We start from the raw sequence: 15071 nt of genomic DNA, 5'->3' as shown, positions 1-15071 counted from the left end.
TACCGAATTGACAGCACAGCACGCCGCGGACACGCCCGAAAAACTGTACGCCGATATGCGGGCCACTCACCTGAACCCGTTGTGGACTCAGGTCGGCGACCTGATGCCGATGACGCCTACCCCCAAGGCGATTCCGTATGTGTGGCGGTGGGATGACTTGTCCCCCATCGCCGCCCGCGCCGGGGCTTTGGTGCCGGTCGGCCGCGGCGGGGAGCGGCGGGCCATCGCTTTGGCGAATCCCGGTCTGGGCGGGCTGCCTCACGCCACGCCGACCTTGTGGGCAGCCATCCAGTACCTCGGCGGTATGGAGACCGCACCTGAACACCGCCACAGCCAGCATGCATTCCGGTTCGTACTCGAGGGCCAAGGCGTGTGGACGGTGGTCGACGGAGACCCGGTCGCCATGAGCCGAGGCGATCTGCTGGTCACACCGGGATGGTGTTTTCACGGCCACCAGAACACCGCTGATCGACCGATGACATGGATCGACGGGCTCGACATTCCGTTCGCCGGCTACAGCGACACCGGGTTCTTCGAGTTCGGCCTCGACGGGCTGACCGACGACTCAACCCCCTCTACATCGCGGTCTGAGAGGCTGTGGGCCTATCCGGGTCTGCGTCCGCTGCGGTGCGTGCAGGACACGGCAAGCACACCGATGTCGGCCTACCGATGGTCGTTCACCGACGCGGCACTGCGTGCGCAGCTTGAACTCGAGGACGACGGCTACCCCGGCACACTGGAGCCTGGCCACGCCGGTGTGCGGTATACCAACCCGTCCACCGGCGGGGACATATTGCCCACCATTCGGGCCGAATTCCACCGTCTGCGCGCCGGAGCACGCACCCGTTGCGTTCGGGAGGTCGGCTCGACGATCTACCAAGTCTTCAGCGGCAACGGCGTGTTCACGCTCAACGGTGTCGACACCGCAGTCTGCCACGGCGACCTCATCGCGGTTCCGTCCTGGGCGGCATGGTCGATCCAGGCGATCGAGGAACTCGACCTCTTCGCCTTCTCCGACATTCCGATCATGGAAGCACTGCGGTTGTACCGCACTGAATTCTGCGGTGAGGCCTGACATATGAGACTTGCCACCATACGTCTCGGCGGATCGACTGCAGCAGTGCGCGCCGATTCAGACACCGCAGCCACACTCATTCCGGGCTTCGCCGACCTGTCGGGCTTACTGGCCGAGCCGAAGTGGCGCACGATCGCCGCAGCGGCCGACGGAGCTCAGGTCGATCTCGCGACGGCGGAGTACGCTCCGGTGGTACCCAGCCCCGGCAAGATCATCTGCGTAGGCCTCAATTACGCCAGCCATATCATCGAGATGGGGCGCGAGATTCCGCAATATCCCACACTTTTCGCCAAGTTCAAAGAGGCGTTGACGGGTCCGTACGACGATGTTCACGTTCCCGGTTACGCCGCAGCCGAGCTTGACTGGGAAGCCGAGCTCGCGGTGATCATCGGCGCACCCGCATTCCGGGTGAGCGCCGCCGAGGCCGAGGACCGCATCGCCGGCTATTCGATTCTCAACGACTACACGATGCGTGATTTTCAATATCGGACTCCACAGTGGGACCAGGGCAAGACATTTGAGAAAACCAGCGGTTTCGGCCCCTTTCTGGACACCGAGTTCCAGCTGGGCGGCACCATCGAGACACGTCTGGACGGCGAGGTGATGCAAAGCGCATCTACCGATGACTTGGTGTTCGGGCCTGCGGCACTGATCGAATACATCTCACACATCGTGAGCTTGCAGCCCGGCGATGTGATCGCCACGGGCACGCCAAGTGGGGTGGGGCACGCCCGGTCCCCGAAGCGCTACATCGGTCACGGCCAAACCGTCGCGGTCCGCATCGACGGCCTGGGCACTTTATGTAACACCACGCTGATTGGACCCGAAGGTCGATGAAGTTCCACGCTATGACGCTCGCCGAACGGATCGAAAATGTCCGCAGCGGAACCGCACACTGCATGGACCATGTGCTGCAACTCGACGACAGCGAGTTCGATGCTGCGACGCTGCTGCCGGGCTGGAACCGCCGTCACGTCATCGCCCATCTGGCGTACAACGCTGCCGCGCTGGCACGGTTGCTGGACTGGGCGGTCACCGGTGTCCAGACGCCGATGTACGAGTCGGCTCGGCAGCGCGGCGAGGAGATCGAGCGAGGCGCCGACCTCGATCCCAAGATCCTGCGTGAGACCCTCGACCAGGAGATCGTCGCGCTGGATCGCAAGTGGGTCGGTATGCCCGATGCCGCATGGTCGGCGCACGTGAAAACGGCGAAGGGCCGGACTGTGCCGGCCTCGGAGACCATCTGGATGCGTGCACGCGAGGTCTGGATCCACGCGGTGGACCTGGCCAACGGCGCCACCTTCGCCGCGGTGCCCGATGCGGTACAGAGCAGCCTCATCGCCGAGATCGCCACCGGGTGGCGCGCGCAGGGATGGTCGGTCGAGGTGAACGCGCAGTCCGCGGGCAATGTCACCGTATCGCTGCACGGTCCGCACGTCGACGCGACGACGGTCAGCGGCGCCTCAGATGCGGTGCTGCGCTGGATGACTGGTCGTGGCGCCGAGTCCCTTCACGCAGCGCGTCCGCCCGCGGCGCCGCACTGGCTGTGACATCACCCGGAGTGGATCCCTAGCCGGTGGCCGGTCTAGCCTGCGCACGTACGGCATCGACAAGCAGCGTCATGCGCTCACGGTAGGTGACAACGTTATCAACCTTTATCTGCTCGTAGCCGCGGATCAAGTCGGGCAGGGCCGCGGCCTCTGCGACCATGGCGGCGTTGCGTGGCGTCAGATCTGCGGCGAGATCGCTCATATAGTCGATGTATTCGTCGATGAGCCGACGTTCCAATCGCCGCAGGCCCGTCCAGCCAAAGGGATCCAGCGGAGTACCCCGCAGAGGGCGCATCCACACCAGCGCCGCATAGACATATCGGAACCAGGGACCCAAGCTGATCTTGTGCCGCATGCCGAGCATCCGCAGCAGCGGTGGGTGCAGTCGGTAGGAGACACGAGCGCCGGCGCCGAACGCTGCCTGTATCGACTGCGTGAACGCAGGATCGAGAGACAGTCGGGCCACCTCGTATTCGTCCTTATAGGCCATCAGCTTGTACAGGTTGCGTGCCACAGCTTCGCTGATGGCTGAGTCACCAGGGAGCACCTGGCCCTCGACGCGCGCGATCTGGCTCACCACTTCCACGTAGCGCCTTGCATATCCGACGTTCTGATAGGCGATCAGGTCGGGCACCCGGATGGTGAGCGACTTGTGCAACTCAGAGGCCGGTGCCGCGCCCACTGACGCGATAAGCTCGGCGGCTTGCGACGAGACCGCCGGGGTGACGGTGTGCGCTGCGCGCCGTCGTACCGCCTCGGTGAAGCCGTGAGGGTCGGCGACGAACTGCCGCCCGCGGCGAAACGCCTGGATGTTGTCCTCGACGGCCACGCCGTTGAGGCCGATGGCGTATTCGATCTGGGCAGCTGGTATCGGTAGCGCTCCGGTCTGGTAGGCCGCACCCGCCAACAACAAGGTGGCGAACTGGTCTGAGCCGAAAAGCGTTTCGGCGTGGGCTCGCGCATCGAGCTGCACCATCGCGGCGGCCCGAGTTCCCTGTGAGATTGCGTCGGTGAGCTCCGCGATCTGCGGATAGGACGCCGATGTGTCGGTGACCATGTCGCCGGTGGGCACCTTGCTGGTCGAGATCACCGCGACCGTCCTGGCTGGGTCGGCGGCGCGCAGATTCTTCGGCTCGGCGGCGACCAGTAGGTCGGCACCGAGGTATAGGTCCACCTCGCCGTCGGCGGCGCGGGACGCGAGCTCCATTGGGGAGCGGGTCACCTTGATATCGGAAACCACCGCCCCACCCTTCTGGGCGATGCCGGTCTGGTCGAGCGACACCACGTGCAGCTGCGCGGCCGCGGCCGCGGTCCCCAGAATCTGGGAAAGGGTCACCACGCCCGAACCGCCGACGCCCAGGACTCGGGTGGTGTGACTGGTCTGAAAGAACTGCCGCGCCGGTTCGCAATAAGCGTCGGCCGAAAGCGCTTCCAATGCTGTGCGATTGGGCTGTTCGCCGCCGGCTGGGACTACGCTGACGAACGATGGGCAGTCTCCGGCAAGGCATGAGTAATCTTTGTTGCACGACGACTGGTCGATTGTGGTTTTGCGGCCGAATTCCGTGTCGACGGGATGTACGGACAGGCAGTTTGATTGGACCCCGCAGTCGCCGCAGCCTTCGCAGACGCGTTGGTTGATCGCGATGCGCATCGGTGGCTCGGGGGCGGTACCGCGCTTACGTTTGCGGCGCAATTCGGTGGCGCATTCCTGGTCGTGGATGAGGAACGTGACGCCCCGAATCGTCGCCAAATGCTGTTGGGCTTCGACGATTCGGTCACGAGACCACACCTGCACATTGCGGGGCAGGCGGCGACGGTATGCCTTGGCATCCTCCGTTGTGACGATGATTTTGGCAACACCCTCCGCAGTCAACGCCCGACAGATGCGGGGAATGCTCATCTGGCCGACGGCGTCCTGGCCGCCGGTCATCGCGACCGTCGAGTTGTAGAGCAGCTTGTAGGTGATGTTGGCGCGCGCGGCGATGGCCGCGCGTACGGCCAGGCTCGCAGAGTGGTGAAACGTGCCGTCGCCAAGATTCTGCAGAATGTGCTGGCGTTCGAGGAACGGCTGCATGCCCAGCCATTGCGCGCCCTCCCCGCCCATCTGCGTCAAACCGGTGACGTCGCCGACCATGTGAGGCCGCATCCCGACGATCAGGCCGTGGCAACCGATCCCGGCACCCACCAAGGACCCGGGGGGCGTCTTGGTCGACGTGTTGTGCGGACACCCTGAGCAGAAGTAGGGACTTCGCGTGGCGAGGGGAAGCTCGACGCGGCGACGTGATTGCGGGCTGGAGGTGACCGCGAGTTCGGCCAGGCCGGTGTAATCGGCGAACCGTTTGGACAGGGCGTCGCGGACGAGGTCGACAGTCAGTTCTCCGTCGTCACGGAGAAGTACTGAGCCGTCGAGATTGCGTTTGCCAGTGATGCGAAGGTCGCTGCTGACTCCGTATAGGCAGTCCTTGACTGCCATTTCGATGAAGGCGCGTTTCTCCTCGACGATGATCAGCTCGCTCAAGCCGGCGGCGAATCCGCGGAGAATCGTCGGTTCGAGCGGGTAAATCATGCCCAGGCGCAACAGTCGGATTCCGCGGCGCGTCAACTCGGCGTCGTCGATATTCAGCGCGAGCAACGCTTGGCGGACGTCGAGATAGGTTTTGCCGGCGGCGACGATGCCGATCCGGTCGCTGGGGCCGCGGTCTGTTATCCGGTTGAGCCCGTTGAGTTGTGCGTAGCGTCTGGCAAGGTCCAGTCGGGTGCTGTTGCGACTGTGTTCAAGCTCAGCGAGCCTGGGCTGCAGCAACTTACCCGTAACGCTGTGCCGAAACGGCCGACCGTCGATCTGCGGCAGGTGTGGTGAAAAATGCTGCGGGCAGATCGTGACGGGCCCGGCGCCGTCTGCGACCGCGGTGGCGATCTTCACCGCGCTCCACAAGCCGCATGACCGTGACATCGCCACGCTGTGCAGACCGAGGTTGTAGAGATCCTGCGGATCGGCTGGCGACAGTGTCGGCACGCCCAGATCGGCTAAGAGCACTTCAGAAGAGCCGGGGACCGTTGAGGACTTGGCGCCGGGGTCATCCCCGACGAATAGCACGGCGCCGCCATCGGGGTGGGTGCCGGCAAGATTGTTGTGCCGCAGGGCATCGGAGGCGCGATCCAGTCCGGGTGACTTGCCATACCAGTAACCGACGATGCCATCGACGCGGCAGTCGGGAAGTTGGGCCGCGAGTTGGGTTCCTTGGACGGCGGTGGCGGCGAGCTCTTCGTTGACCGCAGGGGCGAAGACGATGTCGTGATCGTCGAGTAGCTGCTGCTGGCGCGCCAGTTCCAGGTCGTAGCCGGCCAGCGGCGAGCCCTCATACCCGGAGATGAACGCTGCCGAGGAGCGGCGGCGATGAATGTCGCTGCGGCGCTGGTCGATCGGCACCCGAACGAGTGCCTGGATTCCGGTGAGCTGAACAGTTCCTTCGATAGCGCTGTACCGGCGCGCCAGCGGGTTCGACTCTTCCATTAGGCGGCTGCGCGCACGGTGTTGGTCAAGGCGCCGATACAGTCGGCCGACACGGAGACGACGTCACCGGGCCGGAGGAAGACGGGCGGGTCTTGGCCCGCACCGACTCCGGCGGGGCTGCCGGTGCTCAGCAGGTCACCGGGGCGAAACAGGTAGTACTGCGACATCGCGGCAATCAGCCCGGGTATGTCGACGATGAGATCTGCCGTTGACGAGTCCTGCATTACGGTCCCGTTGACGGTGGTTTTCAGATGTATGCGGGCCGGGTCGGCGATTTCGTCGGCGGTGACGACTTCAGGTCCCAGGGGAGCAAAAGTCGGAAACTGCTTGCCCATCAACATTTCTACGATCGCCCACTGCGGGCCGTCGCCGTCGTTGTTGAGGGTTGCGGCGAGCTTGTCGCGCGCGGAGACGTCGTTGAGCAATGTGTAGCCGGCGACGTAGCACATCGCGTCCTCGGCACCGACGGCGTGGCAGGTGCGGCCGAAGACGACGCAGATCTCGCCTTCGTAGTCGACGTGGTCTGGCGCGGCGGCCGGCAGCACGATGGCCTCGCCCGGGCCGATCACCGCCGACGCGCTCTTGACAAATGACGGCGGGGCCGGGGGTGGTGCCGCACCGAACTCGGCAGCGTGTGCGGCGTAGTTGCCGCCCACGCAGACGATCATCTCGCGCTGACCGACGGGGCTGTGTAGCTCGACTTGTGCTGCGGGGATGAGCCATCCGCGGGCAATGGCGTCCTCCGGGTCTGCGGCGATGGCGTCCAGACGGTCTTCCATGACCGGGCGGAGATCGGATATGCGTGCCAAGGCTTCCCCGACGGTGCGGGGCGCGTCCACGCCCGGCAATGCGGCGAACGGGGCCACGGACCAATCTGGCCGACGAGCGCCGACAATGAGCTGGCCTTCAGTGTTCTTTAGTCGCACGAGTTTCATCGTTTTCTCCTCATGGGCAACAACGGCTGTGTGCATCGCTTCTCCGTGAGTACCGGGGACTTCGCCGCGGGGTCAGTGCCGATCAAGCGCTGCGCACGCCGGAAACCGGCCCCATCGTCGAACGCGACTACGCCTGCTATCTCGTCCCCGCGTCTGCAGACCGCGACGTAGGGTTCATTGATCCCGCCGCCGGTGAGGAATTCGGTCTCTACGCAGGTGTCGCCCGCCAACTGCAGCCGGTGACCGAATTGGTCGGACCATACATAACTGTGTTTTGTGTAGGGCTTGTCGCTGCCCGCCGCCAGATTGGCGGCAACCAAGCGGCCCGCGTCACGAGCGGCAGTCCAGTGCTCGGTGCGCACACCGCGTTCGCCGTGGTTATCCCGGCGCCGGGCGACATCGCCGACGGCGTATACGCCAGGCACGGTGGTTCGCATCGCCGAGTCGGTGAGCACACCGTCGTCGAGCGCCACTCCGCTATGGGCCAGCCACTTGGTGTTCGGCGATGCGCCGACCCCCACGACGACCATGTCCGCGTCGATGATGGTGGTGTCCCTCAGACGCAGCGCCAGCCCCTTCCGCAAGGGTGAAAGGCCGACAACTGCTGCCCCGCAGCGAATTTCGACTCCGTGGCTTCGGTGAAGCTGCTCGATGGGGGCTGCCAGCTGTTGCGGCAGCGCCCGGGCAAGCAGGTGGTCGACGGTGTCGATGACAGTGACCTGCAACCCAAGCCGGCAGGCTGAGGCCGCGACCTCACAGCCGATGAATCCTCCCCCGACGACGGCGAGTTTGGGCTGTCCCCGGCGCATCCGCTTCCCGATCATGCGCGCATCGGTGACGTCGCGCAGGGTGTACACGTGTGAAGGTCGGCGCAAAGGCCGGGGCATGCGCGCGCCAGCACCGGTGGCGATGATGACGGCGTCGTACGCCAGTCCCCCGGCGGGCAAGCGAATCGTTCTGGATTTCGGGTCCAAGCGCAGCGCTGGTTGTCCCAGGGCGAGTTCGATGTCCAGATCGCGCGCTCGATGCTCGCTGAGCAGCGTGATGTCGTCCTCGTCGAGTTCACCGGTCAGGATCTCCTTCGACAGGGCTGGCTTGTCGTGGGGGAGTTCAGCGCTCGCGTCGGCGAGGATGACGCGTCCGGGGAATCCGTTGTCGCGTAGCGCTGTAGCTGCGGCAACGCCGGCGACGCTGGCCCCGACGACGACGACTGTGCCGCTGGAAGCAGCCGCGCAGACCGTGCCGGAATCCCATCGGACGGCGTTCACGAACTCATCGGCCATTCATGAGACGCTAGACGTAGACATCGTCTCGCTCGCCGGTCGAATGACCGACGCCCGTTAAGCCAAATGACGTAGCAACGTGCAGCGTGGTGCCAGCCATCTGCCATGCTGGGAGCATCATTTGGATAGCAGATCGCGGTGGATGATCTCTTTCATGATCTCGTTTGTCCCGCCGTAGATCCGCTGTGCGCGTGAGTCGATGAAAGCACGCGCGATGGGATAGTCGAGCATGTAGCCGTAGCCACCGTGCATTTGCACACCACTGTCGATTACCCGCGCCTGCATCTCGGTTGCCCAGTACTTCGCCTTGGCCGCATCGACAGCGCTGAGGCGCGCAGCGTTGTGCTCTCGCACGCACCGGTCGATGTAGGCACGTGAGGCTTCGATTGAGCTGATGAGATGTGCCAATTCGAAACCTATTGACTGGAATTCGCCGATGCGCCGACCGAAGGCCTGCCGTGCGGACACATAATTCAATGTCGAGGCGAACGCGGCCTCGGCGCAGACCTGTGCGGTCACCGCGATGCTGAGCCTTTCCAGCGGGAGACTCTGCTTGAGGTAGTCCAGGCCGGATCCCACTTCACCGAGCACCGAGGTCGCCGGCAGCTTGACGTCGTCGAAGAACAGCTCGGCTGTGTCTTGTGCGTGCAAGCCGACTTTGTCCAGCTTTGGGCCTTTGGTGAATCCGGGAACACCGTTCTCGGCGACGAACAGGGTGAAGCCACCGCGTACGCCCGGCGCCGCTTCGGTTTTGGCGAAAACCACTGCCAGGTCGCACGAACTGCCATTCGAGATGAAGGTCTTACATCCGTTGAGGACCCATTCGTCACCGGCCTGCGTCGCCGTGGTGCGCATTGCGCGGAGATCGCTGCCGGCACCGGGTTCGGTCAGCGCGATGGCTGCGATGGTGCTTCCCGTCGCGAACCCCGGCAGCCACCGGGCTTTCTGATCGGCGTCGGCGTGTCGCAGAAGGTAGCTCAACGCCATGTCGTCGTTGGCGGCGAAGCTGGCCTGAAGAGAGTTGGCGCCGGCGCGAGCGATCTCTTCCTGGACAACAAATCTGAACCGGTAGTCGGTCGTGCCCCCACCGCCGTACTCCTGGGGCACGGCAAGTCCGATCATTCCGTATTCGCCAGCGGCCAGCCACAATTCGCGGTCGATAAAACGCTGACGCTCCCATCGCTGCATGTTCGAAACGACGTGACGCGCCACGAACGCTCGAACGGATTCCCGGAAGGCCTCGTGGTCGGGCTCGAGCAGATCGCTATGCACTGAGTGGCCGGTCGTCGCGGTCAGGCGCCATGAAGTACGACAGGGCGTGATTGCCAGCCGCGGAGAGCCACGTTGGACGTTCGCCGTACCGGCGGTGTTGAACCGGGTTCGATGGCCGGGAACCGACTGAGCATCTTTCGGAAGATGACGTCGCTTTCCATCCGCGCCAGCGGCGCACCGACACAGAAGTGCAATCCGTGGTTGAAAGCCAGATGTTTGTTCGACGCTCGCCCGATGTCAAAGGTCTTGGGCCTGACGAAATGTCGTGGGTCGCGGTTGGCCGCCGGCAGCACCTGGTAGACGATGGCGTCTGCCGGAATATGCGTGTCGCCCAGGGTCGTGTCCTGAGTGGCGCGACGAAACGTGAGGTGCAGCGGCGGGTCGTAACGCAGCATCTCCTCGATAGCCGAAGGCATCTGGCCGGGGTTGTCACGCAGGTGCCGGCACGCCTCGGGATGGTCCAGCAGCAGCGTCAATCCGTTGGTCACCAGATTGGCGGTGGTTTCGTTTCCCGCGCTGAGCAAGAAGAAGACCTGTGCCACAAGGTCTTGCGGGTCAACAGCCTCCCCGTGAGCTTCACTGTTGACGATCATGCTGGTGAGGTCGTCACCGGGGTGGCGGCGTCGGTCCTCGGCCAGGTCGGACAGGTAGTCGATGAGCAGAAGACTGTCTCGGATCGCCGCGTCCCGCGCTTCGCCCTGGATGTTGAAATCGAAAGTGGATCCGAAGCTGAACGACCACCTGTGCAGGCTGGCCCGATCATCGGCTGGTACACCGAGGATCGCGGCCACTATCGCGACGGGCACCTCATACGCGAAATCGCGGACCAAATCGATTTCCTCGCCGGACTTCACGCGATCGAGCAATTCGTCGGTGGTCTGTTCCACCGCCTCCCGCCAACGCGCGACAGCCCGCGGCGTGAATCCCGCGCGCACGGCGTTACGCAGCCGAGTGTGCGCGGGCGGATCCTTGAACACCATCAGGCGCGAATTGAACGCGACGAAGCGGCGGTGCTCGGGGTCGTCCGGATTGTGATGGCTCGATGGCGACTGCCAGAAAATGTCGCTGGAAAAGTGCTCGTGATCGGAGTTTGTGCGCTCGATGTCAGCGTAACGGAACACGAAGTAGGCGTCGATCGGGTCGAAGCGGTGCACACCACCTCCGAGTTCGCGCAGCTCGTCGTAGAGCGGAAAAGGATCCGGCGCGCCGAACATCAACTCGGCGAGCGCTTCTGCACTGCGTTCGGCAACCGGCATCGCTGCGCCTTCCTGCGTCATTGGTGACATGGCCACATGGTGCTGTCGACATCTGCCGGGTCCAAGGCTAAGCCCGCCGCGGTGTGTCGCACAGGGCCTTTTGACGTGTCGTCCCTACGTCAATTGACGCACTCACCACCTCCGTGGGGATCTCACGTTGAAGGCTTTTGGTATCCGGGTGGGTTGGGGGTGTCGACCCAGAGGTCGACGCCCAACTCGCCGCCGGGCACGCAGTCGTAGACCGAGAGGTCGGTGACACCGGAATCCAGCAGGACGTCCTCGCACAGCAGCGCGTTGCCGGTGTACTCGCGGGCCGGTTTGTTGAGGATGACGTAGGCCGCGTCGGCGTACACGTCGGGCTTGCGCGCGCGGCCCATCGCCTCGTCGCCGCCGAGCAGGTTCTGCACCGCCGCGGTGGCCACCAGCGTGCGCGGCCACAGCGTATTCGAGGCGATGCCGTCCTCCCGCAGTTCCTCGGCCATGGCCAACGCGCACAACGACATTCCGTACTTGGCCATCATGTACGCCGTGGGTTTGAGCCATTTGGGCTCGAGCCGGACCGGTGGCGACAGCGTCAGGATGTGCGGGTTGTCGCGGCCGATCATGTGTGGGATGCAGGCCTGCGAAACGGTGTACGTGCCGCGCACCTGGATGCCGTTCATCAGGTCGAAGCGCTTGAGCGGCACCTCTTTGATGGAACCGAGGTTGATCGCCGAGGCGTTGTTCACACAGATGTCGATGCCGCCGAACTGCTCGACCGTCTGCGCCACCGCCGCCGCGACCGACTCCTCGTCCCGGATGTCGCCGACGATCGGCAACGCCTGGCCGCCGGCCTGCTCCAGTTCCTTGGCCGCGGTGTACACCGTGCCGGGCAGCTTCGGGTGCGGTTCGGCGGTCTTGGCGATCAGCGCGATGTTGGCGCCGTCAGCGGCCGCGCGCTTGGCGATCGCCAACCCGATACCACGGCTGGCGCCCGAGATGAACACGGTCTTCTGCGAAAGCGACATGGGCTCACCCTAAACACATCACAATCGCGGGTCCGATAGACGCCTACGCAGAAGCCGACGAATGTGCGTACTTTTGACCGTCTCGGCCTACTGCAGGCATGTATTTCTCTCGGCTTCAGCGGACTTCGCAACTCACCGAGACGCGGATAGCCGATCTCACTACTGGCCGTCGGCATAACGATTCGAGATTCACCACTGTGCCTGCCGCAGTCGATGCCCAGCTCCTTTTTCCTCTCCGATCACGGAACTCGGCCAGCGCATTGCTCGCCTCTGTGAATAGCCCATCCATACACCAGTTTTCGCGTGCTCGGCTTCGGACGAGAGCGCATTCTCGGATGGGAGCCGGTCAGGGTAGCTCTTCGGCGGCGGCGTCAAATGCTTGCAGCAGTGGGTTGACAACAACTGCGTCCGGACCGCTGCGGCGCATGGATTTTCGAACTCGACACCCGGGCAGCCGCCGTCAGCCTCGACCGCCGGCGTTTAGCCAGCCTGCCGCCGATCCCGTTCTGGCGGCGAGGCCGTGCTTTCCTCCACGGCCGACGATGGCGATTGCGCTGACCTCCACGAGCGATTCCTCGCTCACGTCGGCGTCGCGCGAACCGCGCTTACTGCGGACTCGTCGAGCGGTCAACCTGGGGGTGGTCCGTCGCTGAGCTCAGCTGATTGTCCTGACATCCGGGCGTGGCAGAGATCGGTCGCCGATTGGCACGATCTTCGGTTTCAGGCGGAACCGACGACGTGATTCTGCAGGTGGTCGAACACCACTTCGGTCCGCACACCCGCGACTTCTCGTCGCTTGGTCAGCGAGTCGAGGACGAAATCCCGCAGCGCCTCGGTGGACTCAACAGCCACCAGGATGAGCAGGTCCTCGGGGCCGGTCGTGACGAACACCTGCAGGGTCGGCGGTAGCCCGATCACGAAATCGCGGAAGCCTTGCACGACCTCGCGGGACTGCGGGCGAAGCCGGACGGTGACCATGCCCTTGACCGGTCTGCCCATCTTGGCCATGTCGGTGCTGGCGTGAATGCCGGTGATCACCCCACGCGAACGCAGCGCGCGGACTCTTTCCAGCGTGGTCGAGGGAGCGACACCGAGCATCTGGGCGAGGTCCCGATTGCTGCGCCGACCGTCGCTCTGCAACGCGGCGACAATCGCCGAATCAAGTTCGTCCACGGCGCTCCCAACAGTGATTTGCCGAATTATATTCGACGGCCGAGGCGCGACAGCCTATCTTCAAATACCTTTTATCGCTGTGAGCGAGCAAACGTTCGATACCAAAATCGTCGTCGTCATCCGCGACGACCTCCCGATCTGGCAGAAGTTGAACATGACCGCGTTCCTGTCCAGCGGCGTTGCGGCCAGCGCGCCCGACGCCATCGGCGAGGACTACTCCGACGCGGACGGCACCCGCTACGCGCCGATGTTCGGCCAGCCCGTCATGGTGTTCGAGGCCGCCGCGATCCGACTCGCTCGCACGCTCGAGCGCGCCCTGTCACGCGGGGTCGTGCCGACGGTGTTCACGACCGACCTGTTTCTGACGGCCAACGACACCGCGAACCGGACCGCGGTCGCGGCAGTGCCCCGCGAGAAGCTGGACCTGGCGGGTATCGCGCTGCGTGCCGACCGCAAGACCGTCGACAAGATCACAGCGGGGCTGCGACTGCACCCTTAGCGAGTTGTCGGGCAAGCGCCGGCAGATCGTCGGGCACGTACGCTGGCTGCGGCGCGTTGCCCGCGCTCTCGGCCGACCGAACTACGTCCGCACCATCTGCCCGTCACCGAATATCTGCTCGAAAACTGGTGCCGGCGAATCGCGTTGGATCAGGGCCTCGTTGGCATCGAATACCACCACCGACGGTTTCGCGGTCATCGGTGTCCCACTTCCTGTATGACCCAGCCGTTGCCGTCGGGATCGCGGAACTCGGCGAAGGTGGCGTAGTCGGTCCTGTCCGGATCGACGCCGGCGACGTACCCGCCTTGCCACTGGCCACCGCGAGTGTCCTTGTGCCTGAGTTCTCCGACATCGACGCCACGCTCGCCGAGTTCACGCCTCGCTGCCACGATGTCGGACACCACCAGGTAGAGGCCGCGCACCGAACCTGCGGGCGCATCGGTCAGTCCGACGCCGAATTGGATGGAGATACCCGACCCGTCGGGTGTCAACTGAATGACGCGGAAGTGCGGTGCGGGTGCGTAGTCGACGTCGAGGCCGAAGCCGACCTGGTCACGGTAGAACGCCAGCGACTGGTCAGGATCGGCGACGGGAAGGATGACGACTTCCAACGATGCTTTCATCGCGGCCTCAGACCTTTTGCAGGATCTCGTCGACGTCGAGACCGCGGTCGATGCCATGTGGCACCACGTTCTGGCCCGGTTCGAGGTGCAATTGCTCGCCGTCGAGGTAGACGTCGATCTTGTCGGGTTCGAAGGACAACAGGTTGCTCACCCGCGCCACTTCCGGCCAAGCCTCGATATACGACCATGCCGCACGCTTGGCGGCGCCGACGGTGTAATAACTAGCCAGTCCCTTGTAGGGACAGAAGGTTTGACCCTCGACGAGGACAAGCGCGGATTCGTCCACATCGTCGCGCGGTACATACCACCGCGGCGCGAAGCCGGATTCGTAGAGGGCCAGCGGTCGATGGGTGTCGGCGATGACCCGATCGCCGTCTCGCACCACCAGATGGCGTGAGGTGGAACGGATGTCGATGCGGTGGTAGAGGTCGGCCGCATGTCCGACGATGCGCTCGTCTTCTTCGTAGAACGCATCCATTGCCCGCCATGCAAATGCCACCCGATCGGCCAGCACATCGGCATGCTCCGGCAGCGAGCCGAACTCCCAGGCCGCGTGGCTCGCCTCGTGTCCCTCGACACGAACTGTGAACCAGTGAGTCTCGCCGAGGTCTCGATGCGCCGTAACACGATCTTCCGAGGTCAGTACGTCCGGCCGAATATCGGCTCTCGGAAAGTAGGCGACTGGATAGCGGCCTGGCTCGTGCAGCAGCACGACGTCGTCGCTGTCCACGATGAACTGGTCGCCGAACTTGACGCGCATCCGGCGGCGCAGCGGTTCCGCGTACAGGATCCGCTCAGGCATCGGTTGGGAAGTCAGGAAATGCCCGACCGTCGCGGTGGACAACGGGCCTTGTTGCCAGGCGAGTCCCATGGCTGCATCCTCT

13 protein-coding genes are annotated in these 15071 nt (G+C 64.4%); 4 read left to right on the top strand and 9 right to left on the bottom strand.

The features are described from left to right. Window positions 1–55 precede the first annotated feature (55 nt). The 3 genes from C1A30_RS25555 to C1A30_RS25545 are packed head-to-tail and all read left to right on the top strand — an operon-like array spanning window position 56 to window position 2625. On the top strand, window positions 56–1075 hold the full coding sequence (locus tag C1A30_RS25555; RefSeq protein ID WP_101952875.1) for a cupin domain-containing protein: 1020 nt from the start codon (window positions 56–58) through the stop codon (window positions 1073–1075). Window positions 1076–1078: 3 nt separating this feature from the next. Then, the gene (locus C1A30_RS25550; RefSeq protein WP_101951109.1) at window positions 1079–1912 is read left to right on the top strand and encodes a fumarylacetoacetate hydrolase family protein; all 834 of its coding nucleotides are present in this window, start codon (window positions 1079–1081) and stop codon (window positions 1910–1912) included. 11 nt (window positions 1913–1923) lie between these two features. After that, window positions 1924–2625, top strand: a complete 702-nt coding sequence (locus C1A30_RS25545) for a maleylpyruvate isomerase family mycothiol-dependent enzyme (RefSeq protein WP_235010193.1) — start codon at window positions 1924–1926, stop codon at window positions 2623–2625. 19 nt (window positions 2626–2644) lie between these two features. Here the strand turns inward: C1A30_RS25545 and C1A30_RS25540 are convergent, their stop codons facing one another. From C1A30_RS25540 to C1A30_RS25510, 7 genes are all read right to left on the bottom strand, one after another. Next, window positions 2645–6139, bottom strand: coding sequence for an indolepyruvate ferredoxin oxidoreductase family protein (locus C1A30_RS25540; protein ID WP_101951107.1), 3495 nt, complete (start codon window positions 6137–6139; stop codon window positions 2645–2647). Continuing rightward, window positions 6139–7005, bottom strand: a complete 867-nt coding sequence (locus tag C1A30_RS25535; protein WP_160112788.1) for a fumarylacetoacetate hydrolase family protein — start codon at window positions 7003–7005, stop codon at window positions 6139–6141. Before C1A30_RS25535 ends, C1A30_RS25540 begins: the two co-directional genes overlap by 1 nt. Window positions 7006–7070: 65 nt before the next feature. After that, a complete protein-coding gene (locus C1A30_RS25530) occupies window positions 7071–8357 on the bottom strand; it encodes an NAD(P)/FAD-dependent oxidoreductase (RefSeq protein WP_101951105.1) in 1287 nt (428 codons plus the stop codon). A 117-nt stretch (window positions 8358–8474) separates the two neighbouring features. Then, window positions 8475–9629 (bottom strand): acyl-CoA dehydrogenase family protein, encoded by a 1155-nt coding sequence (locus C1A30_RS25525; protein ID WP_101951104.1) that lies wholly within the window; start codon window positions 9627–9629, stop codon window positions 8475–8477. Window positions 9630–9649: 20 nt separating this feature from the next. After that, entirely contained in the window at window positions 9650–10915 is a 1266-nt protein-coding gene (locus C1A30_RS25520) for a cytochrome P450 (RefSeq protein WP_101951103.1), read from the bottom strand. 122 nt (window positions 10916–11037) lie between these two features. Further along, window positions 11038–11892, bottom strand: coding sequence for an NAD(P)-dependent oxidoreductase (locus C1A30_RS25515; RefSeq protein ID WP_101951102.1), 855 nt, complete (start codon window positions 11890–11892; stop codon window positions 11038–11040). 720 nt (window positions 11893–12612) lie between these two features. Continuing rightward, window positions 12613–13065 carry an Lrp/AsnC family transcriptional regulator gene (locus C1A30_RS25510; protein ID WP_101951101.1) on the bottom strand — a complete coding sequence of 151 codons (453 nt, stop codon included), beginning with the start codon at window positions 13063–13065 and terminating at the stop codon, window positions 12613–12615. Window positions 13066–13144: 79 nt separating this feature from the next. Between C1A30_RS25510 and C1A30_RS25505 the strand changes: the two genes are divergently transcribed. Further along, window positions 13145–13564, top strand: coding sequence for a DUF2000 domain-containing protein (locus tag C1A30_RS25505; RefSeq protein WP_101951100.1), 420 nt, complete (start codon window positions 13145–13147; stop codon window positions 13562–13564). Between the two features lie 194 nt (window positions 13565–13758). Here C1A30_RS25505 and C1A30_RS25500 read toward each other — a convergent pair whose 3' ends face one another. Further along, entirely contained in the window at window positions 13759–14187 is a 429-nt protein-coding gene (locus C1A30_RS25500; protein WP_101951099.1) for a VOC family protein, read from the bottom strand. A 7-nt stretch (window positions 14188–14194) separates the two neighbouring features. Then, on the bottom strand, window positions 14195–15058 hold the full coding sequence (locus tag C1A30_RS25495) for a DUF427 domain-containing protein (protein ID WP_101951098.1): 864 nt from the start codon (window positions 15056–15058) through the stop codon (window positions 14195–14197). Between the last annotated feature and the right edge of the window lie 13 nt (window positions 15059–15071).

Source organism: Mycobacterium sp. 3519A (assembly GCF_900240945.1).
Lineage (GTDB): Bacteria > Actinomycetota > Actinomycetes > Mycobacteriales > Mycobacteriaceae > Mycobacterium.
The sequence above is the reverse complement of the archived record's forward strand: the minus strand, read 5'-3'. Positions and strand labels throughout refer to the sequence as shown.

Coding starts and splice junctions, on each gene's coding strand:
- C1A30_RS25555 (WP_101952875.1), top strand. CDS start 56: ATGCGGGCCACTCACCTGAACCCGTTGTGGACTCAGGTCGGCGACCTG.
- C1A30_RS25550 (WP_101951109.1), top strand. CDS start 1,079: ATGAGACTTGCCACCATACGTCTCGGCGGATCGACTGCAGCAGTGCGC.
- C1A30_RS25545 (WP_235010193.1), top strand. CDS start 1,924: ATGACGCTCGCCGAACGGATCGAAAATGTCCGCAGCGGAACCGCACAC.
- C1A30_RS25540 (WP_101951107.1), bottom strand. CDS start 6,139: ATGGAAGAGTCGAACCCGCTGGCGCGCCGGTACAGCGCTATCGAAGGA.
- C1A30_RS25530 (WP_101951105.1), bottom strand. CDS start 8,357: ATGGCCGATGAGTTCGTGAACGCCGTCCGATGGGATTCCGGCACGGTC.
- C1A30_RS25520 (WP_101951103.1), bottom strand. CDS start 10,915: ATGTCACCAATGACGCAGGAAGGCGCAGCGATGCCGGTTGCCGAACGC.
- C1A30_RS25515 (WP_101951102.1), bottom strand. CDS start 11,892: ATGTCGCTTTCGCAGAAGACCGTGTTCATCTCGGGCGCCAGCCGTGGT.
- C1A30_RS25500 (WP_101951099.1), bottom strand. CDS start 14,187: ATGAAAGCATCGTTGGAAGTCGTCATCCTTCCCGTCGCCGATCCTGAC.
- C1A30_RS25495 (WP_101951098.1), bottom strand. CDS start 15,058: ATGGGACTCGCCTGGCAACAAGGCCCGTTGTCCACCGCGACGGTCGGG.